The organism is Virgibacillus salexigens, assembly GCF_000723585.1.
Classification (GTDB): Bacteria; Bacillota; Bacilli; order Bacillales; family Amphibacillaceae; genus Virgibacillus; species Virgibacillus salexigens.
On sequence record NZ_CCDP010000002.1, the window covers coordinates 927,783 to 950,827 of the forward strand.

23 protein-coding genes are annotated in these 23,045 nt (G+C 37.4%); 5 read left to right on the forward strand and 18 right to left on the reverse strand.

Annotation, left to right across the window (positions count from 1 at the left end; translation table 11 throughout):
* Window positions 1–8: 8 nt before the first annotated feature.
* The 4 genes from BN990_RS17430 to BN990_RS17445 all read left to right on the forward strand — a co-directional run bounded on the left by BN990_RS17430 (window position 9) and on the right by BN990_RS17445 (window position 2,448).
* Window positions 9–1,055, forward strand: coding sequence for an NADH:flavin oxidoreductase/NADH oxidase (locus tag BN990_RS17430; protein ID WP_038245894.1), 1,047 nt, complete (start codon window positions 9–11; stop codon window positions 1,053–1,055).
* Between the two features lie 85 nt (window positions 1,056–1,140).
* Complete coding sequence (locus BN990_RS17435) at window positions 1,141–1,455, forward strand: ArsR/SmtB family transcription factor (RefSeq protein WP_031335345.1); 315 nt, start codon at window positions 1,141–1,143, stop codon at window positions 1,453–1,455.
* Between the two features lie 88 nt (window positions 1,456–1,543).
* Window positions 1,544–1,972 carry a DMT family transporter gene (locus BN990_RS17440; RefSeq protein WP_021290427.1) on the forward strand — a complete coding sequence of 143 codons (429 nt, stop codon included), beginning with the start codon at window positions 1,544–1,546 and terminating at the stop codon, window positions 1,970–1,972.
* An 11-nt stretch (window positions 1,973–1,983) separates the two neighbouring features.
* Window positions 1,984–2,448, forward strand: coding sequence for a DMT family transporter (locus BN990_RS17445; protein WP_021290426.1), 465 nt, complete (start codon window positions 1,984–1,986; stop codon window positions 2,446–2,448).
* A gap of 219 nt (window positions 2,449–2,667) precedes the next feature.
* Here BN990_RS17445 and glmS read toward each other — a convergent pair whose 3' ends face one another.
* From glmS to sigW, 17 genes are all read right to left on the reverse strand, one after another.
* Complete coding sequence (gene glmS, locus BN990_RS17450) at window positions 2,668–4,470, reverse strand: glutamine--fructose-6-phosphate transaminase (isomerizing) (RefSeq protein WP_021290425.1); 1,803 nt, start codon at window positions 4,468–4,470, stop codon at window positions 2,668–2,670.
* A gap of 443 nt (window positions 4,471–4,913) precedes the next feature.
* Window positions 4,914–5,459: a DUF2812 domain-containing protein gene (locus BN990_RS17455; protein ID WP_021290424.1), complete on the reverse strand. Its 546-nt coding sequence runs from the start codon at window positions 5,457–5,459 to the stop codon at window positions 4,914–4,916.
* A gap of 104 nt (window positions 5,460–5,563) precedes the next feature.
* Window positions 5,564–6,064, reverse strand: coding sequence for a DinB family protein (locus BN990_RS17460; RefSeq protein ID WP_021290423.1), 501 nt, complete (start codon window positions 6,062–6,064; stop codon window positions 5,564–5,566).
* A 71-nt stretch (window positions 6,065–6,135) separates the two neighbouring features.
* A complete protein-coding gene (locus BN990_RS17465; protein ID WP_038245895.1) occupies window positions 6,136–7,929 on the reverse strand; it encodes a S9 family peptidase in 1,794 nt (597 codons plus the stop codon).
* A gap of 160 nt (window positions 7,930–8,089) precedes the next feature.
* Window positions 8,090–8,743, reverse strand: coding sequence for an ABC transporter ATP-binding protein (locus tag BN990_RS17470; protein ID WP_038245896.1), 654 nt, complete (start codon window positions 8,741–8,743; stop codon window positions 8,090–8,092).
* Window positions 8,740–9,783 carry an ABC transporter permease gene (locus tag BN990_RS17475; RefSeq protein ID WP_021290420.1) on the reverse strand — a complete coding sequence of 348 codons (1,044 nt, stop codon included), beginning with the start codon at window positions 9,781–9,783 and terminating at the stop codon, window positions 8,740–8,742. Before BN990_RS17475 ends, BN990_RS17470 begins: the two co-directional genes overlap by 4 nt.
* A 66-nt stretch (window positions 9,784–9,849) precedes the next feature.
* On the reverse strand, window positions 9,850–11,223 hold the full coding sequence (locus BN990_RS17480) for a HAMP domain-containing sensor histidine kinase (protein WP_021290419.1): 1,374 nt from the start codon (window positions 11,221–11,223) through the stop codon (window positions 9,850–9,852).
* Window positions 11,224–11,244: 21 nt separating this feature from the next.
* Complete coding sequence (locus BN990_RS17485) at window positions 11,245–11,919, reverse strand: response regulator transcription factor (protein WP_021290418.1); 675 nt, start codon at window positions 11,917–11,919, stop codon at window positions 11,245–11,247.
* A 345-nt stretch (window positions 11,920–12,264) separates the two neighbouring features.
* Entirely contained in the window at window positions 12,265–12,948 is a 684-nt protein-coding gene (locus tag BN990_RS17490) for a YqeB family protein (protein ID WP_021290417.1), read from the reverse strand.
* Window positions 12,949–12,962: 14 nt separating this feature from the next.
* Window positions 12,963–13,559, reverse strand: a complete 597-nt coding sequence (locus BN990_RS17495; protein WP_038245897.1) for a TetR/AcrR family transcriptional regulator — start codon at window positions 13,557–13,559, stop codon at window positions 12,963–12,965.
* Window positions 13,560–13,929: 370 nt separating this feature from the next.
* Window positions 13,930–14,856: an endonuclease I family protein gene (locus BN990_RS17500; protein WP_021290415.1), complete on the reverse strand. Its 927-nt coding sequence runs from the start codon at window positions 14,854–14,856 to the stop codon at window positions 13,930–13,932.
* A 154-nt stretch (window positions 14,857–15,010) separates the two neighbouring features.
* Window positions 15,011–16,345: a S8 family peptidase gene (locus BN990_RS17505; protein ID WP_021290414.1), complete on the reverse strand. Its 1,335-nt coding sequence runs from the start codon at window positions 16,343–16,345 to the stop codon at window positions 15,011–15,013.
* A gap of 352 nt (window positions 16,346–16,697) precedes the next feature.
* Complete coding sequence (gene glmM / locus BN990_RS17510) at window positions 16,698–18,044, reverse strand: phosphoglucosamine mutase (RefSeq protein ID WP_021290413.1); 1,347 nt, start codon at window positions 18,042–18,044, stop codon at window positions 16,698–16,700.
* A gap of 52 nt (window positions 18,045–18,096) precedes the next feature.
* Window positions 18,097–19,338: a CdaR family protein gene (locus BN990_RS17515; protein ID WP_021290412.1), complete on the reverse strand. Its 1,242-nt coding sequence runs from the start codon at window positions 19,336–19,338 to the stop codon at window positions 18,097–18,099.
* The gene (cdaA, locus tag BN990_RS17520) at window positions 19,331–20,152 is read right to left on the reverse strand and encodes a diadenylate cyclase CdaA (protein ID WP_021290411.1); all 822 of its coding nucleotides are present in this window, start codon (window positions 20,150–20,152) and stop codon (window positions 19,331–19,333) included. The genes BN990_RS17515 and cdaA overlap by 8 nt, the downstream gene beginning before the upstream one ends.
* 303 nt (window positions 20,153–20,455) lie before the next feature.
* Complete coding sequence (rsiW, locus tag BN990_RS17525; RefSeq protein ID WP_308436514.1) at window positions 20,456–21,097, reverse strand: anti-sigma-W factor RsiW; 642 nt, start codon at window positions 21,095–21,097, stop codon at window positions 20,456–20,458.
* Between the two features lie 7 nt (window positions 21,098–21,104).
* Complete coding sequence (gene sigW, locus BN990_RS17530; RefSeq protein WP_021290409.1) at window positions 21,105–21,668, reverse strand: RNA polymerase sigma factor SigW; 564 nt, start codon at window positions 21,666–21,668, stop codon at window positions 21,105–21,107.
* A 146-nt stretch (window positions 21,669–21,814) separates the two neighbouring features.
* On the opposite strand from sigW, the gene BN990_RS22080 reads away from it, so the two are divergent.
* Complete coding sequence (locus BN990_RS22080) at window positions 21,815–21,967, forward strand: aspartyl-phosphate phosphatase Spo0E family protein (protein WP_021290408.1); 153 nt, start codon at window positions 21,815–21,817, stop codon at window positions 21,965–21,967.
* Window positions 21,968–22,103: 136 nt separating this feature from the next.
* Here BN990_RS22080 and rocF read toward each other — a convergent pair whose 3' ends face one another.
* The gene (rocF, locus tag BN990_RS17535) at window positions 22,104–23,009 is read right to left on the reverse strand and encodes an arginase (protein ID WP_021290407.1); all 906 of its coding nucleotides are present in this window, start codon (window positions 23,007–23,009) and stop codon (window positions 22,104–22,106) included.
* Between the last annotated feature and the right edge of the window lie 36 nt (window positions 23,010–23,045).

Below are 23,045 nucleotides of genomic sequence, written 5' to 3' on the forward strand. Positions count from 1 at the left end.
TTTCTGTTATGAGTCGTTTATTCAGCCCATATACAATTAAAAATCTAACATTGAAAAATCGTATTGTTATGTCTCCGATGTGTCAGTACTCAGTCACTAAAGAAGATGGTGCCCCAAACGATTGGCACTTTGTTCACTATGTTTCAAGAGCGATTGGAGGAACAGGTCTAATTATTATGGAGATGACTAGTGTTACCCCCGAGGGGCGTATTACAAATGGAGATCTTGGTCTTTGGTCTGATGAACAAATACCACATTACCAACGACTTGTTAATGAATTAAAAAAGTACGACACCAAGGTTGGAATTCAAATTGCTCATGCAGGCAGAAAAGCAGAAGATGCCGTTCAACCTGTAGGAGCTTCCGATATACCTGTAGAAGTATTACCAGAGGAAACCATGAATGGTGAACTTAGCCCCCCAAGGGCTTTAACAAACCAAGAAGTGAAAGAAACCGTTCAGAAATTTAAACTCGCTGCTGAAAGAGCTATAAAAGCAGGTTTTGATACAATTGAATTACACGGCGCTCATGGTTATCTCTTGCATCAGTTTATGTCACCAAGCAGCAACAATCGTACAGATGAGTATGGGGAAGACCTAGCGCTCTTTGGGGAAGAAGTTATAAAGGCGGTCAAAAGTGTAATGCCAGCAGATATGCCACTAATCATGCGAATGTCTGCTATTGAGTATATAGATGGGGGCTATGACTTACCATACTCTATTGATATGGCAAAACGTTTTAAAAAAGCTGGTGTAGATGTTTTTCACGTTTCAAGTGGTGGGGAAGGGCCCCCCGGAGAACGTAAACCACAAAATACGCCGGGTTATCAAGTGCCCTTTGCACGTGAGTTTAAAAAACAATTAGACCTTCCGGTTATCGCTGTTGGTAAATTAAGCAGCCCAGAACTGGCAGAAGCAACCATTTCAAATGGAGATGCAGAACTTGTGGCCATTGCAAGAGGCATGGTTAATGATCCTTATTGGAGTTTACATGCAGAAAAGAGATTAACTCATAAAGTAAACTCACCTTTTCAATATTCAAGAGGAATAAGATAAGAAATAAGTTTCACTTCATTTTTGGTACTATGTTCTTTCTTTATCTGCTTGACATATCGAGAAATCCAGATATACAATTATGTTTATGGAACCTATTCGTGTATTTAAAGCATTATCAAATGAAACTCGACTTAACATTTTGAAGTGGTTGAAGGAACCAGAGAAGCATTTTCCTAAACAAGGCGCTCATCTACCAAAGGGGGTAAGTATCAAAGGAGGAGTATGTGTAGGAGATATTCAGGAAAAAGCTAAAGCTTCTCAATCTACGGTTTCCCAATACCTAAATATGATGCAGAATGCAGGAATCCTGGAATCTGTTCGTTATGGTCAATGGACCTATTATCGGCGAAATGAAGAAATCTTATCTCGGTTAGCTGAATATTTTAAAACGGAAATCTAAATTGATTGTAGATTTCTGTTTTTTTTACAAATCGATATATCGGTTATTTTAGATATTTAAATATAAGGATTAAGGAGGATGTTATGTCATGCGTTACTTAGCATATATTTTAGCCGTATTAGCAGGGACAGCACTTAGCTTCGAAAGTGCAATATACGGTCAACTTGGAGAAACAATAGGAGAGCTGGAAACCAGTTTTTATAACTTCTTTATGGGTACTCTCATCATGGGATTATTATGGTTATTCTTTGGGAAGGGGAAACTTTCCTATACGATGGAAGCACCAAAATGGTCACTTCTTGGCGGAATCTTAGGAGTCGTATATTTAACAGCTATCGTTATTAGTGTGCCTTTTGTTGGTGTTGGTATAACGATGGTTACAGTAATTATCGGTCAACTGATTATGAGTATGGTTATTGAACATTTTGGTTGGCTTGGTATTCAGCAAACCAAAATTAATAAAGAAAAAGTATTTGCAGTTATTTCCATGATAATTGCCCTTATATTAATTAACTAGGAGGTCTAATAATGGATATATTAATGATTCTATTTACCTTATTAGCTGGTATCACATTAAGCGCACAATCATCCGTCCATGGAACATTCAGCCGGAAAGCCGGAACAATTGAAACGACGTTTTTAACCATGTTAACTGGGTTAGTATTTCTGACAATTATTATTATATTTTTCGGTCAAGGTAATGTGCTCCGGATACTTTCGGCACCAGTATGGCAGTTAAGCGCTGCATTCTTAGGTACGGCGTTCTTACTTCTCTCTGTCATAGCTGTTCCAAGAATTGGGGTCATAGCGACCAATGTTGCCGTTATCAGCGGACAGCTTTCAATTAGTATGATTATTGATCATTTTGGCTGGTTCGATAGTTTAGTAATACCTTTAGACTGGAAGCGGCTTGTTGCACTACTATTTATGATTATTGCTATTTATTTCATTTACAGAGGAAATAAACGCTCTAACATGGAAACCAATTCTTGAATTTTAGACGTTTATTCAATTAAACTGGACCGGTTTGAATTATAAATGGTCAGCCAGAAATTTCTGTTTGCTCCTCTGTCCATTTATTTGAGCATTTCGACATGTTATTCCTCCAAATAAAAATATAAGAAAAGCTGTTACTATGATTAACTCATAGTAACAGCTAAAGTAAACAACTTTATTTCCAGTCTATAGCAACTTTTTTATAAACAGTTAACCTTACTCCACTGTCACACTCTTTGCTAAGTTACGTGGTTTATCTACGTCACAGTCACGGTGAAGTGCAGCGTAATATGCTAACAACTGCATTGGCACAACACTGACGAGTGGTGTCAATAATTCATGCACCTGTGGAATGACAAACGCATCTGTATCTTGCTCTAATCCTTTCATGCTGATAACCATATCATTGGCTCCACGGGCAACTACTTCTTGCACATTACCACGAATGGAATAATTTACGTTCTCTTGTGTTGAAATGGCAATCACAGGTGTACCTTCTTCAATTAGAGCAATTGTTCCATGCTTCAATTCTCCTCCAGCAAAACCTTCTGCTTGAATATAGGAGATTTCTTTTAATTTTAGAGCTGCTTCCATACATACATAGTAGTCTGTACTACGACCAATGAAGAAGGCATTACGGGTCTTGCTTAAATAATCACGAGCCAATTCTTCAATTGTTTCTTTTTGATCGGTTAGTACTTCCATTGCATTTGCAACGATGGCTAGCTCCTGCATTGGATCGAAATCTAATTCTAGGCATTTTGCTTTTGCAGTATCTACTGCTAAAATAGCTAGCACTGCAATTTGTGCTGTATAGGCTTTTGTTGATGCTACAGCAATCTCTGGTCCTGCATATAAATTCAACGTGTAATCTGCTTCACGAGAAAGGGTTGATCCTGGTACATTTGTAATCGTTAATGCTGGATGTCCCATTTCTTTAATACGTACTAATACTGCACGACTATCTGCTGTTTCTCCACTTTGTGAAATAAAAATAAATAGTGGTTTCACTGATAGTAATGGCATATTATAGGAAAATTCACTAGCGATGTGAACTTCAACTGGAATATTGGCTAATTTCTCAATGAACGCTTTTCCAACTAAACCAGCATGGTAGCTGGTACCTGCTGCAATAATATAAATACGATCGCAGTCTTTCATTGCCTGTCGTACGTTTTTATCAAGCTTTAATTCACTATCTTCCGTTTGGTATTCATTAATAATTTTACGCATAACAAATGGTTGCTCATCGATTTCTTTTAACATGAAATGAGGATACGTTCCTTTTTCAATGTCACTAGCATCAATTTGCGCTGTATAAGGTTCACGTTCTAATACCGTACCACTTAAATCTTGGATTTCAACTTGATCACGATGCACAAGAACTATTTCTTGATCATGAATTTCCAAGTATTGATCAGTAACTTTCAATGTTGCCATCGCATCACTTGCAACTACGTTAAATCCATCACCTAAACCTACTAATAATGGACTCTTGTTTTTTGCAACATAGAAGGTTTCTTTATCTTTATTATCAATCATACCAATAGCATACGATCCTTTTAATAAGCCCATTGCTTTGCGGAAAGCCGCTGGTGTGTCACCTAATTCAGCAAATAATTTTTCAATTAGTTGAACAACAATTTCCGTATCGGTTTCACTTGCAAAGTCAACATCACTTAAATAAGCATCTTTAATTGCTTGATAATTTTCAATTACTCCATTATGAACAAGTGTGAATCTTCCAGACGCGCTTTGGTGCGGGTGTGCATTTTCTTCACTTGGCACACCATGTGTCGCCCAACGGGTATGGCCGATTCCCATTGTTGCATGAATTGAATGATCTACGCGCTCTCTAAGTGTTGCAATACGTCCTTTTACTTTAAAAAGGTTGACACCATTTTCATTAAGCATTGCAATACCTGCTGAGTCATAGCCACGATATTCTAGTTTTTGTAAACCGTCTAATAAAATTTCCTTTGTATCATTTTGTCCGATATATCCTACTATTCCACACATGTTTGTGGCCTCCTTATTCAAGGGGCAGACAAACGATCCAATAAATTTGGTTATAGGGGCGCTGTTCTGCCCCTTTCTCGTGATTGTTGTATAATCATCTTGCTCATTTCCTTTGGCCAACAAGTTGCCTTGTTGTTTTAAGAAACAGCATAACAATTGAGATGTACAATCGGGAGGCACCCGCCGAATACTCGATAACCTCCAACCTCGTCAACTATTTTCCCACCGTTCGGCAAAATAGTCCTGGCGCTTTATGAACCGAATAAAACTTCGCTAAAGCTCCTTTCTATTTTTAAATCATCCTTAATAGGATACACCACATTTTAACCCTAATTCCCAAATTCAGTCAATCCTTTTTTGTGGTGTTTCATTTTAATATATGTTTACAAACATGTAATGTTCATGAAATAGACACAAGGAAAAGCACCTCGATAGAAGTGCTTTTACCAAAACTGTTTATTTGCTTTATATAGCCGTACAGTTAGAAAAGGAGCAACGATCAAGAGAATACTGCCTATTATGAGGATCGTTATCCAAAGCGAAAATGGATTAAAACTTAAAGCACCTCCATAAAAGAGCACCGTCGTTGCGCCTAGAATAAGGAATAATAAAGCCGTTAGAATAATGTACACAGAGAGCACGCCATGAACATATAGCAAATTACGGTTACGCTTAATAATACCTTCACGGATTGGATAACACTTCAACTGAACCGCCGGTTTTTCATTGGAAAGAATGAACCAATTCCCTTGGCAGCATACTTCTTTCCAACCATCATGAGATATGCTGGCAGGTAAAGAATGCACTTCTGATTTGGCATATCCAATATGATAATGAATGGATTGGGGATCGTTTCCAGCTTCAAATAAAAATAAGCCTTTACTCGGATGAATCTCTGTTAATTGATACCCTGATAAGGCCTTGTTATTTAGCCAGCTTTCTGTTCTCTTTACATCATAACTCCAAAATGGCCTGAAGATTCGTTTCATCTAAACTTAACCTCCTTCCTTTGCCAAACTGTTGAAGTTACTTCCCCCTTTATTCATTTATATGGCATGGTTTGCCGAAAAATTACATTTTTTGAAAGGGTAAATTAATTATTGTATTGATTTATTTCTACGGGATCGATTAAATCCGTATCGGTAGGTACATATCCCAATTTTCTGCCCATCGAAACAATTTGCCCTTTATGATGAAATTCATGCGTCATTATATGCGTAACTAACCAGAGATTAGTAAATTCCACTTCCTCTTCATGCCATGGTACCGTTCCTGCTATTTTGGTATTCCATCTTCCCTTACTCGACTTGATAAATTCATAAACAAGTTGATCCACTTCTGTAAAGACTGTTTTCATATCCGCTGGTTTTGTTATTTGTTCCGGTGAAACATGTTTCACCTCCCGCTTCCATGCAAATCCCTCTAGCCAAGCATGGTAACACATAGCAGCATGTAAATGTGCATGCTTCATAGAGCCCCACCCAAAATCCTCTAACTCCGTTTGAAAGTCCTTAACAGATATATTCTCAAGAAAATCAAATAATTTTTCTCTTGTCATTCGTACCCAATCATATTGTTCTTTAATCAAATCCATTGTTTATATCTCCTTATCTAACATATTTGCTAAAAAACACAGGAACCGTATCCCTGTGTTTTTTGGCACAACTACCCTTGATGTTTTTGTAGAAAATCAAGCATGCGTTGATAAACCTTAATTTCATTTTCTTTTTTAGAAAAGCCATGCCCTTCATCCTCTAAGACAAGGTATTCGACGTCACGGCCTTCCTTTTCTAATTTGGCTACAATTTGATCAGACTCTTCTTTTACTACACGGGGGTCTTTAGCCCCTTGTATAACAAGCATCGGCTTTTTCATTCCATCCAAATAGGTTACCGGTGAGTCTTTAATAAACCGCTCTTTATCACGTTCCGGATCCCCTAACCAACGATCCATAATCGGTTTCCAATGAGGAGGAACCGATGTAACAAATGTAAATAAATCAGACGGGCCAAAGATATCCACTACTGCCTTAAAGTATTCTGGATGGCGCCCATGTAATAATAACGCCATATATCCACCGTAGCTGCCGCCTACCAAAAATAGTTTGTCCTGGGAACTAATATTATTTTCAAATAGCCATTCAATTCCAGCGATACAGTCTAAACGAGGACCTTCTCCCCAGTCTTGTTCAACCATTTTCACAAATGAGGAGCCGTATCCTGAACTCCCGCGGAAATTAGGTGCGAATATAGAATATCCACGATTTAAAAAGCATTGAAACATCGATCGAAACATCTTTCGTTCAGAAGCTTGTGGTCCACCATGCGGCCAGAATATGGTATGGCCGTTATCATATTCCGGATGTGCTTTAAAGAGGAGTGCTTCGATCTTCATTCCATCAAATGACGCATACGAAACAACTTCCGGATCGACCATAGCATCATTACTTACTCCTAGCACAGGATTATTTGTTAACCGTTTCCATGTTTCTCCATCGATAGATTGATAGATATTGTGCGGAACAGTAGCACTTCTTCCTAAAACATAAAGGGAACCCGATTTCGTTACTTGCAATTGGTCAATCACATCTACTGGCGCATCCAATGCTTGCAACTGCTTTGTCTGTAGATTATAACGATATAATTGATCAACTACACCTTTCTCTGTTATAAAATAGAGGGTTTCTTTGTCTTTATTCCATTTCAATGTTTGGATGCTTTCTTGATCAACCGATATGATTTGTTCAAAGTCCTCAGTCTCCAAGTCAAATTTCGCCACATAACTATATTCGCTTTCATAATCTGTTATAAAATAAATGGTGGAATTATCGACAAAGATAGGATCAAATACGACATGTACCTTATTTGGATCAGGTGTTAAATGTAATGTCTTATTCCCCACCTTTACAACCCCTGTTATATAAGTATTGGCAAAAACCCGCGTATAAACAAAGCTATTCTCATCATCAGAAACTGCCGCTAATTCAGTTGGAGAAAGATCTCCCTTATTAATTAACTCATCCTTCCCATCTTGCAGATGCCGAATATGTGTATTCAAAAATGAAGGATTGCCAACGGAAGTTACATAATAAAGTCGTTCCCCATCCCCACTTAGGTGGGCAAAGAAATATTTTTCATTTGGATCACCGGTGACTAATGGCTGAGGTAGCCCTCCTTCCATAGGTAATGCATAGATTTGATGATTTTCATCGCCAGCTTTATCAAATCCAGCTAATACAAATCGATTCTCGGAATCAAACTTAATAAAGCTGCATGATTCATCGTGATGGGCAAATAAATACGGGAATTCATCAGGCAAATCCATTGCCCATAAGTTCATCTTTCCATTTAAATTCGTACTAAACACAAGGCGTTTTTCATCATTACTAACTGAAAAATTAGTAATGACATAAGTTCTGAAAAACTGCTCTACGGTCGGCTTTGGAAATTTGATCCTCATCACTCTCCCTTCGGTTATTAGCAAATTCGAATTAGTCTTACTATTTACAGTCCAATTATACCTTATGACCTAGGCTAATACTATAGAATATAATTAATTAGATGTAATCTGCCTATAAACAAAGAAAGCTGTAGAAAATAAATTTCTACAGCTCTATACCTTATTCAATTTTCCCATCTCTTATTGTTACGATGTGGTCTGCAAACGACAACACGCGTTCATCGTGAGTCACCATAATTCCTGCTTTATTTCGGTTTTTAATTTCATCTGCAAGTAGTTTGACAACCTCCTGTCCCCGCTTTGAATCAAGACTTGCTGTCGGTTCATCAGCAAGAATTAACTGCGGATCATTCATGAGTGCACGGGCAATTGCTACACGCTGACGTTCTCCCCCAGATAGTTCATTTGGAAAATTGTTCATCCGATGCTTTAAACCAAAGTGTGCAAGTAAATCATTTCCGTGCTTCTTCCCTTTTTTTGCAAGTACTTGAATAATGTTTAATTGATCTTTGACTTTCAAATAAGGTACTAGATGAGCAGCTTGAAAAACAAATCCGATTTTATCAAGACGTCGTTTGGTTACTTCCTTGGAAGAAAGACCAGCAATATTTTCTCCATCTAACAGTACCTTTCCGCTTGTTGGTGATAATAGTGCACCGGCAATAGATAGCATGGTACTTTTACCTGAACCTGAGGGGCCAACAATTGATATAAATTCACCAGCTTTCACTTCTAATGATGCATTATCTAATGCTTTAAATTCATTCGGTCCGTCTGTATATGCTTTGGTAATATGATCTAAAATAAGTGTCAATATGCTGCCCCCTCAATAGCTTCTATTGGGTCAATTTGAATTACCTGATAAAGAGATACAATGGCTCCAATCGTGGAAACAACTATGATAATGATTGCAGGCTGAAGCATTGTCTCTAATTCTAATGTAAATGGCATATCGGCTGGAAACAGGGCACCAATACCAAAGGTAACGACTACTGCGATACTAATGCTAATAAGTGACAATAGAATGACCTGACCAATTAACCCACGAATTAAGTACATGCTTTTCGCACCTAAAGCTTTTAAGACGCCAAATTGTTCCCGCTTCTGTAAGGTCATCACATAGAAAAACACTGCTAGAACAAAAGCAGCAATAACATACAAGAAAATAATCATCATATTTAAGGATGCTTGTTCTTGGGAATAACTAGGAATCCCGTTTAATGCTGTCTCTTTCGTGATGACTTCATAGGATCCATCCGTATTAGCTTCACCTTGGACAGCAACAGCATTGAACTGTTCTAATTCATCATTGCTAATAAAGACAACAGGTGTATGGCTATAGCGTTGATCTGCCGTAAATCCTGTAACCGTATAAGATGTATTCTCTTCAACTTGTAATTGATCTCCTAATCGAACACCTTCTTGCTTCAAGGTAGCATCAGCTAATACTTCATCCGCCTTTTGAGGAAACATTCCCTCAGCAACATCCGGCATTAAAATTCCATTACGCTCGGTTGCAAATAGAGCAATATCAATTTGCTGATCAGCGTCATTTATGGTTGTATTCATCATGCGAATTGCAAGTGTACTGGCATTATTGTTTCCTCCTTGAGCTTCTATCATTTTTTCTCTTTCATCAGCAGGAATAAATGAATTACCAATCTCCCCTTCAGCTCCTTCTTCTATAATCAGAGCATCTGCTTGAAGGTCTTGAATTACTGAGGCATTATCCGAAGATAGCCCTTGTGCCAATCCAGAAATAATAAAGATAAGGCTTGCAGTTAACACCATAATTAGCCCAATTAAAATATATTTTGTCTTTGCAAATAGTAATTCCCGAATTGCAAGAAACATTTGATTCCCTCCTCTACTGTCCCTACTATAACTCCTTTATATGAACAGAAGATGAACGAATCATTACTATTGCGGGAGTGTTATCGTAACTGTTGTCCCTGAAGCAAGTTTACTATCCACTATAATCGTTCCTTGATGTATTTCTACTATTTTCTTTGTAATGGATAAACCTAGCCCCGTTCCACTTTCTTTTCTTGTTCTTGCCTTATCCACCTTATAGAAACGATCAAATATTTGAGAAAGGTCCTCTGCAGCAATGCCGATACCTGTATCCGTCACAGTAACCTCTACTTCAGACTTTGTCTTTTCTACAGCTATGGTTATCGCTCCTTCTTCTGGTGTATAGCGAATTGCATTTGTCATCACGTTCATCCAAACTTGATGCAATAGTCTTGGATCACCATTTATAATTGTTTTCTGCACCTTCCATTCTACCGTTAACTCCTTCTGACGCCACTGCCATTCCAACGTAGACAAAACATCCCTCAGCTGTTCTTCTAACTCAAAAGGAGTCCGTTCTATTTTCTCATCTTCTCGATCAAGTTGAGATAGTGTAAGTAATTGTCTACTAAGGATGGACAATCGCTTGCTTTCCTTTTCGATAATAGCTAAATAGTGGTCCCTTTCATCCTTCGTTAGATTTGCTTCCTGAAGCGCTTGCGAAAAACCTTGAATTGAGGTTAATGGTGATTGAATTTCATGTGAAACATTTGATACAAACGCTTGCCTTCGTTGCTCCGTTTGTTGTAAACTTTTACTCATTGTTGCAAAGTCTTTTGCCAATTGTCCAAATTCATCTTTACGCGTAACTGGGAGTTGTAAATGGTAATTACCAGCAGCTACCTTATTCGTAGCTTCTTTCAATATTTGAATTGGCTTTACAATCCAACGTGTACTAATAAGAACAAACAAAAAGCTAAGAATAAGGATTAAGCCAATAATTATAGCAAAGAAAACACGCATTTCACCAAATTGTTGGGATGCGTACGGGCGTACAAACAACGCGTAATTTTGCTGGTTTTCATTAATAGGAACACCTATTGTATTGGAAAGTGTATGATCAAAAAAGCCAGTTATAAATAGACGCCAGGGGTAGTTAGCGATACCATGATATACCTCACCTGCAAGTACATCCTTAATAACATTCGAAGGTAAATCCTTCGATTCGAAGGATTTACCAAACGCCTGCGTATCACCATTATTATGCACTAAATAAAAAGAATAACCTAAATCCGTAACCTCCGTTAAATAGTCGTCAATCGACTGCTCACTGCTGTTGTATAAGTCCACAATATTCTTAGCAATATGCGTAACTTTCTCATCATTTTGCGGTTTTAAAACATATTGATAGTAACCATTACTTACGACAAATGCTATGACTGCACTTGCTATCATAATAAGTATGGTGGTTACAATTATTCGAACGTATAGGGTTCGCATTCATATACTCCCTCCATACCTCTATTCCACGATATCTAACTTATAACCACGTCCACGTATTGTCTGAATCATAAAATTAGGATGGAGATCTAAAAATCGCTTTCGTAGTCGCTTAATGTGTACATCCACCGTACGATCATTTCCTTCATAATCAGATCCCCAAACCAACTCAATCAGTTTTTCCCTAGAAAAAATTTGATTAGGGTAACTTGCAAGCTGTGCTAATAATTCAAATTCTTTTAAAGGAAGAATGATGACTCCCCCGTTAATATAGACTTCATAGCTTTTTCGATCAATTATCGTATCCCCAACTTGAATTTTTTCATCATGTACCATACGAAAACGCCTGAGCAATGCCCGAATACGAAATAACACCTCTTTCGGTTCAAAGGGTTTTACAATATAGTCATCTGTTCCTGCTATGTACGCTTTTTCTTTATCTGCTATTTCACCTTTAGCGGTAAGCATTATAACTGGAATATCATAACTACTTCTAATTTCCTCACACAACTGATAGCCATCTACTTTTGGCATCATAATATCCACAATAGCTATGCTACATGGAGTTTGTTCTAGCTTGTCCAAAGCTTCTTCTCCATCAATTGCTTCTACTGTTTGATACCCTTCCTTTTGCAGATAGAATCGTAATAGTTCTCTAATATGAGCATCATCATCGACAAGTAATATTGTAACCATTTCCGCGTTTCCTCCTGACATTACTTAGTCTATCCTATCCTAGTTGAATTCATAGATTTTGATAATAAAGTGACTTTTATAAACAATAGTTCAAATTTTTTCTGTTCGATTTGTTAAATTATAGTTATAATTACTACTAAAAGGAATAGGATAACCTGATATTGTCTGTAGATTATAGCAACTGAAAAAGGCCTGTCTTATGCAGGTACAGCACAGGTACAGAGATTCAATCGGTTAGCGTTTTTGATATATACGAGTTAGCAATACTCACCCACGTTAAACATGCCTAGTTGAGAATGTGGTTTTAATGAACAAGCCGATAGTTTCTTAGCCCCATCTTTATAATCATTTATTCTGTACCATTCGTATAAATTGACTGTTTTGCTCATCTCTTATTACTACCCCTAGCTGTGCTAAGTCCTCACGTAATCGTTTCGCTTCTTTTTTTTGATCTTCCCGTAATGCTCTAGATCTTGCATACAAAATTGAATTAACATCCGAAGGCAGATCTCCATTACCTAATTCCCATCGTTGGTAGTAGTTTATATATGGATCTTCGTTTCTAAATGGATATCCATAAGCAAGAAAAACTTCCTTTACATAATCAAATTTTGATTCGACTACTTCTCTATATTTTTCTTCACTTGATAACCCTAAAATTACAAGCTGCTTTCCCTCCACATATATAGCTGATATCTGTTGTTTTTCAAATTTGTCTTGCTTTTCACCGATAATTAGTTCTACCATTCTATCTGACACTTCTACCTTTAAGGTTTCATTAAATACAATAATAATAAATACAATGGCAGCAATAATCCCAAGGATTAACGAAACAATAGATACCCAAAAGTTATTTAACGAGGCGATCAATGAAATGAAATCTTCCAGTGGTACAATCGGCAATGTTAGCACCCAATCTGCTAGCACAGGTATATACCAGCCTAAAATCGCACCGCTTAGAATAGGAAGAATGATAACAATTGCTTTCTCCATACGTTTTAGACCAATAATCGTTTTATCATGGTTCACCGTTTTTCTCTCCTTTACGTAATCATCTTATGCACCAAATATTTCAATTCGCTAGCATAACGATCTGCATCGAGTTTTGTTTCCGTAGAAAACATATACTCCGAGATAGCGCCTTGAATAATTGTTGTAACAGCATCAATATGAAAAGAAGCAAACACTTTTGATTCCTGCCCCTGTAATAAAATAGCTTTTAATAATTGTCGTAATAAATCATCTTCTTCATTGCCTTCAATAAGATAATATGGAATATGATCTTCGGAACGTGCATGAAAAATAATCTCAATTAAAGCAATCTGATTAGTCCGATGTGTCTTTTGATATAGCAAACTTGCTTCAATAAACATATACAAACGGTCTAAGGGTGCTTTTTTCTCCTGTACTTTCTCATTTATAAATTGCCATTCCTTTTGAATTAAATAATACAATGTTTGATTCATAACATCCTCTTTACCTGAAAAATGATAGGAAATAAGTCCTGTACTTATCTTTGCTTTCTTGGCAATCTTAGCTAAACTTATATGAATATAACCAATTTCTTCGAGCACTTCGATAGCTGCTGTAATAATTTGTTCTCTCCTTGTCTTGCCAATAAAAGATGGTATATCACTCAATGAAAACACCTCTTGTTTATCTATTCATTAGTTGTTTGACTGATCAATCAAATTATAAATTGATATCGTAAACCTGTCAATTCTATCGGTAATAAGAAAGAGGATGATAAATAACCAAAAGAGGTAACCAAAAAGCAAACGATAAAAACGGAATGAAATAAATGCTGATAAACGTGCAGTCAACGTACGTAGGATCCTGTGGGGACAGCACGAACTGAAGATCCCGCAGGAAAGTGTTCTAATGAGGGGCAAGGAAACTGAAACCGTGCCCGTGGAAAGCGAAGTATGTTGACGGTTTTATGTAAGCAAATAATCCGAACGGAATTATCGTTCGGATTAGAATAAGATACCTTTGTCTTCGTCTCTTTCTTTAAATTGATATGGTAAACGGTTGAGTGAGTATTTCTGGGAAATCGATGAATGGATTACGATTCCCTTGAATTTCATATATGGCTCGATTACGGTGTTTCTCATATAAATCAGGGGGGAATTGTTGGTGCCATTCTATTAATAAGTCTATATCAATGCTTTCTCTATGAGATGACTCTATTTCATTAGGGTATCTCATCATAAAATAGAGCATCGCTCTAGCTACTGTCCCCTTCCCATACTCAGGTTCAAATCGTTCTTCCTCTGATTTTCCACAAGCTTCCTCAATTCGCTGACCATCTATTGCATTTGGATTATAATCTAAAAAATCATGGTATGGGTAGTTACTGCGAATAGAGTTACATACTGGATCACACGTAAATAGATGATGGATATCACCACGCATCGGTTCTCGTTCGTTAAACCAAGATTGGGGTACGGAATGCTCGCAATTAAATTTAAGATCCTTACTAATTTGTTGAAGTGTAGATAGGAGGTGTTTCTGATTATGATCGCTAACTAATTTTAACGCTTCCTCACGCTTTATAGAAGTCAAATGATCCTCTAGAATCGTTTCTTCTGGATCCCTTGTTTGCCCAGAATAAATACTTATAAGATTTCCATCGGGTCGCAAATCGACCCAAGGATAAACATATTCACTTGGATCATAACGAACTTGATTATTGTGGGTTTCTTTAATCAGCTGGGTTAATGATTGGATGATCGCATTATAATCGGAAGAATCAAAGTCAATCGTTTTGTAGTACTGATCCATCGTTTGTTGATCCTCTTCTTCATTGTAGTATTCTTTTTCATCTTGCTGGATTAATGCCTTTGCGCTTCTAAGTTGGGAGATAATCTCGTTAATCCGTTGCCTGTCAGTGGTTACAGGTGAGACCTTTTCGCGAGCTTGAGGCGATAAATTCAAATTAATTCCTCCTTAAATTTAATCAGAGCATAGTGGAATAAATTTACTTTTAACTCTATACCACGAAATCACATCTATCAAACAACCTTATCCATAAAAAACTTCCATCGATGAGAAATGGGGATACACAATTATCATGCGTATCCCCATTTGATTACTTCCCTGAAGGATTCGTTATTATTGCTTTACTTGCATCTAAATACCCAGCTCCTTGAGCGTACTCCGGTAAACCGATATCAACAGAGGCTTGAAGCAATTGCTGTTTCATTTCATCTGGAGACAATTCTGGTTGCGCTTGTAATACAAGGGCAGCTACTCCGGCACATATTGGAGTTGCCATGGAAGTACCAGATAAAGAAAAATAATCATTCTCTACTCGACTAGTTTTATTTGTCTTATCAAGAAAAGATCCTGATGCTCGTAAGGAGATTATATCTACCCCGGGCGCTAATAGATCCGGTTTAGATGTTTCTCCACATGTTGGTCCACGGCTTGAGAAAGAGGCGATTTCATCATCACCGCGTTCAACAGTATTTTGGTCACCGATAGCTCCAACAGTTATAACCTTCGAACTAATGGCCGGTGTACCAATGGTTCTTTGATCTGGACCAGAATTCCCAGCGGCTACACAGACAACTATATTGTTTTCCCACGCAGCGTTTACAATTTGCACAAGGGGATCATTACAATCGGACTCATCCGCTTCTGCACCTAAGGATAAGGAAATAATGTCAATTTGGTATTCATCTTTATGGTCAATACACCATTGAATACCGGCAATAATAGTAGAAAGCGAACCTGAGCCCATTTTGTTAAGAACCTTTACACCAATAACTCCAGCTTCTGGAGCGGATCCCTGATACTTACCATCTGATAAAAACCCGTTACCAGCAGCATCCCCGGCACAGTGCGTCCCATGACCATTATCATCATAAGGTTCTGTTTTATCTTTAACAAAATCTTTAAAGGCAATGATACGATTCGTTGGCTCTGTTAAATCCTTGTGAGGCTGCACACCTGTATCTACCACTGCAATATTAACATTCTTACCAGTTAATCCCTGTTCATTTAATTCCCGAGCATGAATAGAAGGAGAAGCAACATCCATTAAAGCTTTGACTTCACGGTCGTAATAAATCTTCTTAATATTACAATCGCTATCCATCAGCTTTTCAATGGCAGAGGCGGTTAAGTTTGCTGAACAACTACATACATTGGGAAATTGGTGTTTCACTTTTGATCGAAGTTGCGGTTTAACAAGTTGATGCACTTTATCTATTTCTGATTTTTGTGAGATTGTATTCTCTTGGTCAAATTCAATAATAACAGGGAACTTCTTTGTTTTTTTCAATATGCCTTCAAGCGGTCGATGCAAGAAACAAGGAGTACGACGCATAGGTTTATATAAATGAAGTAGACTTTGGCGTATTCCTTTGTCGAATTTTGCACTATATTTCCTAGTTAATTGAACCATAGAGAACCCTAACATTCTCTCACCTCCTTTTACTTGATGATTCATTTTATGAACCAACAGCATGGAAGTGGCGGTATTTGTTTAGAAAGTTACTAAATGAGGCGCTTATCTAATAGACTCGTTCATGTGATAATACGACATATTCTTTATAACCAAGGAATGAGCGAGCATTGTTTAATTGATCGTTTATAGAATTAACCATGAACAAGCGAAAAAGAAAAAAGGCTGTTGTTTAATCAACTTGAACGTCCATTTACCGAAACCGAGCGAGCGGATACTATAAACAACAAAAAAAGCTTGTAGAAAACCGCAGGGCTCTCTACAAGCTAAGCACCGCTCTGTTAATAAGAGCAGATCCTTTATTTCCTTATTCCGTTGCTCCAAGTAGCTTTTCAATAACATTAACGATACGAGTTACATATTTGTCGCAATCTTCTTTTGTAGGTGACTCAACCATGACACGGACTAATGGCTCTGTACCTGAAGGGCGCACTAATACACGTCCTTGATCACCAAGTTCTTTTTCAACATCTTCTATTTCTTTAGTAATGTCTGGGTGATTTAATGCTTTTTCTTTATCAGTAACTCTTACATTTTTAAGTATTTGCGGATAAATAGTCATCTCGTCAGCAAGTTCTGATAATGGCTTTCCTGTTTCCTTCATTACATTAACAAGCTGTAATGCGGATAACATTCCATCTCCAGTTGTATTATAATCCAAAAAGATAATGTGACCAGATTGTTCTCCACCCAGGTTATAACCGCCTTGACGCATTTCTTCCATCACATACCGATCACCTACAGCCGTCTTATCACTGCGCATACCATTTTTTTCTAATGCTTTATAAAAACCAATATTACTCATTACTGTAGAAACTACTGTGTTATGGCGTAAAGCACCTTTTTCATTCATATACTTCGCACAAATGAACATGATTTGATCACCATCAACAAGGTTTCCTCGTTCATCTATAGCAATTAACCGATCTCCATCTCCATCAAAAGCCAATCCGACATCTGCATTCTTATCTGATACAAATTCTTGTAGTTTCTCAGGGTGGGTTGAGCCCACACCATCATTGATATTTAACCCGTCCGGGGATGAGCCAATTGAATAAATATCTGCTTCTAAGTCCGCAAATAGATGGGTAGCCAAACTTGAGGTTGAACCATGCGCACAATCAAAAGCAATTTTTAAGCCATCGAAATCATTATCTACTGTGTCTTTTAGGAAGGAAAGGTATTTCTGCCCGCCTTCAAAATAGTCATTGATGCTGCCAATATCAGCACCAGTTGGACGAGGTAATTCATCTTCTCCATCCATTAATGCTTCTATTTCATGTTCCTCTGCATCTGTTAATTTAAAGCCATCTGGACCAAAGAATTTAATTCCGTTATCCTCCACAGGATTATGGGACGCTGAAATCATTACTCCTGCTTGCGAGCTTGTTGCTTTTGTTAGATACGCAACGCCTGGTGTAGAAATAATCCCAACTCGCATCACTTCTGCTCCGATGGAAAGTAAACCAGCTACTAGTGCTCCTTCAAGCATATGTCCAGAAATTCGTGTATCGCGTCCAATAATAATTTTTGGACGTTGCGTTTCTTTTGTTAGTACATATCCTCCAACACGACCTAGTTTAAAGGCTAATTCTGGAGTAAGGTCTTTATTAGCTACTCCTCGCACACCATCTGTTCCAAAATATTTTCCCATGTAGTTTCTCTCCTTTATATCCATTTCCACCGTTTATCAAGCGAAGTAACCCCTATTCGGGTTCACTAATTTCAATCGTAGCTTGTTCGAATTCAGCTTCTACGGATACCTCTTCAGGTCCTTCAACTGAGATAGGAACATCATGTTCCCCTACTTCTAATTCTTCTACATTTATATATGCACGAAAATCTTCATCAGTGAGTTCTTTAATATCTGATGGATTACCCGTTACAGTAATATCCATTTCGGAGTTTGCTGGATCAGCAAATGTTATTTCCTGTCCCTCTGCCAGGGACTCTACATTAATTGGTAAAGCATTAATGGTTTTTGTCTGTTTTAACTCTACCGTTACCTCAACATTTTCGATATCTTTAGCACTTGTTCCATCAGGTAAAGCAAGATCTGCTTCAATGGTACCTGAGTCGGTAATTTCAGATAGATCTATTTTTTCGGTCGAAATTCCTTCAATATTTTCCAGTACATGATTTGTACCGAATAACTCCACTTCTTCTACATTAGCAGAAATTGAAGTTAATTCATAGCCCTTCGGTAGTTCACCGCTTGTCTCCACACTAATTGGTACTTTTTTACTTGGATTATTAATATCGGCAGAGACGACTACATTTTCCGGCTGTACATTTACATTCAATTCATTACCTTGGCTATCATACACATTGACAGGAACTTCTCGATTATTAATTGATTTATCCAAGCCATTTAAATCCACATACGCCTTCACAATACCTATTTTATCAATTACGCTTTGCGCACTTGTAATGGTTACTTTTTGTGGACTTACTTCATAATCACCTAACTCAAATCCTTCAGCAAGCTGATTTTCATGTAAGAAGTCGATATTAACATCAAATTCTTGTGTTGCTTTTTCCTCAATGGTGACTTCAATTCGCTTTGGTTCAATAAATACATCCAATTTTTCAGGTATATCATGCTGCAATTCAACTGTATGATTTCCAGCCTCTAATCCTTGAAGATCCACAAATACATTGAAGTTTCTATTTTTAATTGTTGGAGTTAGTATGGACAAAGATCCCTCCATCGACACAGATACATGCTCAGGTACGCCACTAACGACATATTTATCATTATTGATACGTATATCGACTGGTACCTCATCAATTGTTTCTAAATTCTGTGAATCCCCCCCAGATGGGAAAGTTGAATCTGCATTATTTGGTGCATTATTGACTTCTACGGATACGAAAACATAAAATAAAACGGCAAAGGCTAAGGAAACGACACGGACAAACCACTTACTTCTAAACCAATTATCCATTTTTGTTTCCCCTCCATTTTTTTGACTTTTTATCAGGGGCTTTCATACTTAATGATAAATTCTCCCGTAATAGTTCTCGGAGACTTTCCTGATTAAGCTCTCTATGTAGCTCACCATTTTTTGTACAAGATATATTTCCTGTTTCCTCGGATACAACAATCGTTAATGCATCTGTAACTTCACTAATTCCCATAGCAGCACGGTGCCTTGTCCCTAACTCCTTAGAAATAAAGGGACTTTCTGATAACGGAAGATAACAAGCTGCAGCTAAGATATTATCTCCTTTTAAAATGACCGCACCATCATGTAATGGGGTATTTGGAGTGAATATATTTGTTAGAAGCTGATGTGTCAGTTTACCGTTTATCGGGATTCCTGTTTCAGCATAATCACCAATTCCTGTCTCCCGTTCAATGGAGATGAGGGCACCGATACGACGCTTCGCCATGTAATTACAAGACTGAATAATCGATTCTATATTTTGTTCAATAATCTCTTCTTCAGATCTGGAACTCCTTCCAAATATATTCCCTCTACCTAATTGCTCCAATGCACGTCTTAGTTCTGGTTGGAATAAAATAATAATTACGATAAGACCCCAGTCAATTGCTTGACTTGTAATCCATTGGACAGTTTGTAAATTTAGCACAATACTTAAAAGCCATACAGCTAATACGACTGCAATTCCCTTTAAAAGCTGAATTGCTTTTGTACCTCTAATCAGCATGATTAATTTATATAGAACATACCAGACGAGAGCAATATCTACGCCTATCCTTAGAAGCTGTATCAGGTCGAATCCCCCATCAAGCATGATTACACATCCTTCTTCAACAAAATTTCAGTAATACCCAAATTTATCGCATTATAACATTATTATTATAACATAATTTTACCAACAACATGTATGATAACACTCACGAATAATAAAAGTTCACAAAGGATGTAACGCACAAGCTGTGTTTATCGCCAAACTCTGAGCACAGCGGAAAGCTTGTTCCTATAAAAATACGATAAAAAGCTCCACATCTATAGCAAGAGATCTAAAGCATGTAACTATTTTTTTGACAACAAAAAACCTGAATACAAAATACGATTCAGGTTAATCCATTTGAAATTATAATGCAAAAATACGTTGAAACAATTGCTTTAGATTATACCATATCCATTCAAACACCTGATCCACTTGTTTTAATTCTCCATTTACTTCTCCAACAGAAGCCATTAAACCTTCACCTTCTAGAGGCTTTTCAATAAATTTCCCATTTACTAAGGTTACATCTCCATCAATCGTTCCATTAACAATTAAGTTGCCATTTTTAACAAGTAAGTCTCCTTCTACTGTAACGTCCGCTGGAACAATTACAGTATCCCCTTTTATAATAAGGTCTTCTTGTTTTGAGACAACCAGTTGATTATCTTGATTCCAAACAGAAAAAATACCACTAAACATAAACAGGAAGAAGATGGCGGCCGCTGTAATCATTGGATGCGCCTTTAACCATCTTGTATATTTTAATCTTTTTCTTTCTGTAGGAAGTTTTCCCATAACGTTCGCTGTAAAATTGGCAGGGGCTTTCACCTGTTCTGCACTTTGAATAAAAGTTATCGTCCTTTTTAATTCATGAAAATGCTCCTGACAGGCTTCACAAACTTCTAAGTGCTTGCTTAGAGCTTGTTCCTGCTCTTTGGTAATATCCCCATCTAAATAATGATGCATTAGTTCTACAGCTTCTTTATTACATTTCAAGTGAGTCACACTCCTTTTACACGTGACGAAGCTTTTTCCGTAGAGCTTCCCTTCCTCGATGGATACGGGTTTTTACCGTTCCTAATGGAATATCTAAGATTTCACTAATCTCTTGAAGGGAAAATTCCTCAATATATCGAAGCATGATAATACTTCGATACTTCGGTGGAAGCTTAGAAATTTCATACTGAATATAGCGTTGCAGCTCTAAACCTTCAACTTCTTCATCCGGTTTTCGACCCTTATCGGCCAATTGAGAGTACATATCTAATCCTTCTGTTCCCTTTACTTCTGCATCAAGATAATGATCAGGCTTTCGTTTACGAATTCGGTCAATGGTTAAATTCGTAGCTATCCGATAAAGCCATGTCGAAAACTTTCTGCGTTCATCAAATGAATGGATATTAACATATGCACGGATAAAAGCCTCCTGCGCTATATCTTCCGCCTCGTGTGTATTACCGAGCATCCGATAACAATGCTGGTAAATCTTATTCTGAAAGAATGAGACCACATCCTCAAAAGCAGATTGATCTCCTTTTTTCACTTGTTTTATTCTCTCTCGTATCATTTCATCCATATTGGTACCTCCGCCAACTATGCGGTATTTCTGTTACGAAATAGACCTCAAAAAGGTTTCAAAAAAAATTAAAAAAATTATTAGTTTATAATTGCAATAATTTGGATACTCTCCTATTATAGTATACTAGATAGGAGGATAGTTTTGTGAGTAATTATGTATTATTGGAAGAAATTGAGAAATGTCGTGAAGAAATGATCTCACTTAGTGACTCACATGCATTGACTTCAGAAGTTGTCATTTCCTCTAGTACCAAGCTAGATCAACTTATTAATGAGTATCTTAACAAACACGATTAGAATGCATGATCTTCACAATACGGCACGTATTAACGCACAACTTTATAAAAAGAGATAGAAATAGGGTAAAAAAGACATCAAATTTCCAGTTTGAAATTTAATGTCTTTTTTATAACGCTTCAAATTTCGTACTGTGTTATTTTAATTTTTCACCAAAGAGCGATCCCATTAACCCTACTGCAACGGTTGCCGTTTTGTTTTTTTCATCAAGTATTGGATTTACTTCTACAAATTCTGCTGATGTCAGCATTGATGACTCTTCTAACATTTCCATCGCTAAATGGCTTTCCCGATATGTAATTCCACCTATTACCGGTGTTCCTACTCCCGGTGCTTCTGAAGGGTCAAGTCCATCAAGGTCCAGACTTAAATGAACACCATCGGTCCTGTTTTGTAAATAACCAATTGCCTCTTCCATAACAGCTGGCATTCCCAAGCGATCGATTTCATGCATCGTATATACCTGAATGCCTTTATTACGAATCAATTCTCTTTCACCTAGATCGAGAGAACGAGCTCCAATGATAACAATATTTTCTGGCTTTACCTTTGGAACATAATCTCCAATCGCAGTTAATTTATCATCACCTATCCCTAGGCTAACTGCAAGTGGCATCCCATGGATATTCCCTGATGGAGATGTCTCACTTGAGTTTAAATCCCCATGAGCATCATACCAGATTACTCCAAGATTGTCATAATGTTTTGAAATGCCTGCTAAACTTCCAATGGCAATACTGTGATCACCACCAAAAATAAGTGGAAAATGCCCCTTTGTTACTTCTTGATCCACCATTTCTGATAACTTTTGGTTGGCTTCTACTACTTGTTTAAGATTCTTTAATTTACTATCATGATCCGTATTCGGCTTATCCGGACGGATGATTGGAATGTCCCCTAAATCATAAATTTGGTATTTCAATTCCTCCAATTTCTCAATGGCTCCAGCATATCGCAGTGCGCTTGGCCCCATATCGACTCCACGGCGGCTTTGTCCTAAGTCCATCGGTACACCAATAATTGAAATTTTGTTTTTTGTCATGTAATCGCCTCCTCCCTTTCCCATTGTAGACAAAAT

Bases quoted from the DNA above. Each gene is read 5' to 3' on its own strand.
- BN990_RS17430 (WP_038245894.1), top strand. From the start codon at position 9: ATGAGTCGTTTATTCAGCCCATATACAATTAAAAATCTAACATTGAAA.
- BN990_RS17435 (WP_031335345.1), top strand. From the start codon at position 1,141: ATGGAACCTATTCGTGTATTTAAAGCATTATCAAATGAAACTCGACTT.
- BN990_RS17440 (WP_021290427.1), top strand. From the start codon at position 1,544: ATGCGTTACTTAGCATATATTTTAGCCGTATTAGCAGGGACAGCACTT.
- BN990_RS17445 (WP_021290426.1), top strand. From the start codon at position 1,984: ATGGATATATTAATGATTCTATTTACCTTATTAGCTGGTATCACATTA.
- glmS (WP_021290425.1), bottom strand. From the start codon at position 4,470: ATGTGTGGAATAGTAGGATATATCGGACAAAATGATACAAAGGAAATT.
- BN990_RS17455 (WP_021290424.1), bottom strand. From the start codon at position 5,459: ATGAAACGAATCTTCAGGCCATTTTGGAGTTATGATGTAAAGAGAACA.
- BN990_RS17460 (WP_021290423.1), bottom strand. From the start codon at position 6,064: ATGGATTTGATTAAAGAACAATATGATTGGGTACGAATGACAAGAGAA.
- BN990_RS17465 (WP_038245895.1), bottom strand. From the start codon at position 7,929: ATGAGGATCAAATTTCCAAAGCCGACCGTAGAGCAGTTTTTCAGAACT.
- BN990_RS17475 (WP_021290420.1), bottom strand. From the start codon at position 9,783: ATGTTTCTTGCAATTCGGGAATTACTATTTGCAAAGACAAAATATATT.
- BN990_RS17480 (WP_021290419.1), bottom strand. From the start codon at position 11,223: ATGCGAACCCTATACGTTCGAATAATTGTAACCACCATACTTATTATG.
- BN990_RS17485 (WP_021290418.1), bottom strand. From the start codon at position 11,919: ATGGTTACAATATTACTTGTCGATGATGATGCTCATATTAGAGAACTA.
- BN990_RS17505 (WP_021290414.1), bottom strand. From the start codon at position 16,345: ATGTTAGGGTTCTCTATGGTTCAATTAACTAGGAAATATAGTGCAAAA.
- glmM (WP_021290413.1), bottom strand. From the start codon at position 18,044: ATGGGAAAATATTTTGGAACAGATGGTGTGCGAGGAGTAGCTAATAAA.
- BN990_RS17515 (WP_021290412.1), bottom strand. From the start codon at position 19,338: ATGGATAATTGGTTTAGAAGTAAGTGGTTTGTCCGTGTCGTTTCCTTA.
- cdaA (WP_021290411.1), bottom strand. From the start codon at position 20,152: ATGCTTGATGGGGGATTCGACCTGATACAGCTTCTAAGGATAGGCGTA.
- sigW (WP_021290409.1), bottom strand. From the start codon at position 21,668: ATGGATGAAATGATACGAGAGAGAATAAAACAAGTGAAAAAAGGAGAT.
- rocF (WP_021290407.1), bottom strand. From the start codon at position 23,009: ATGACAAAAAACAAAATTTCAATTATTGGTGTACCGATGGACTTAGGA.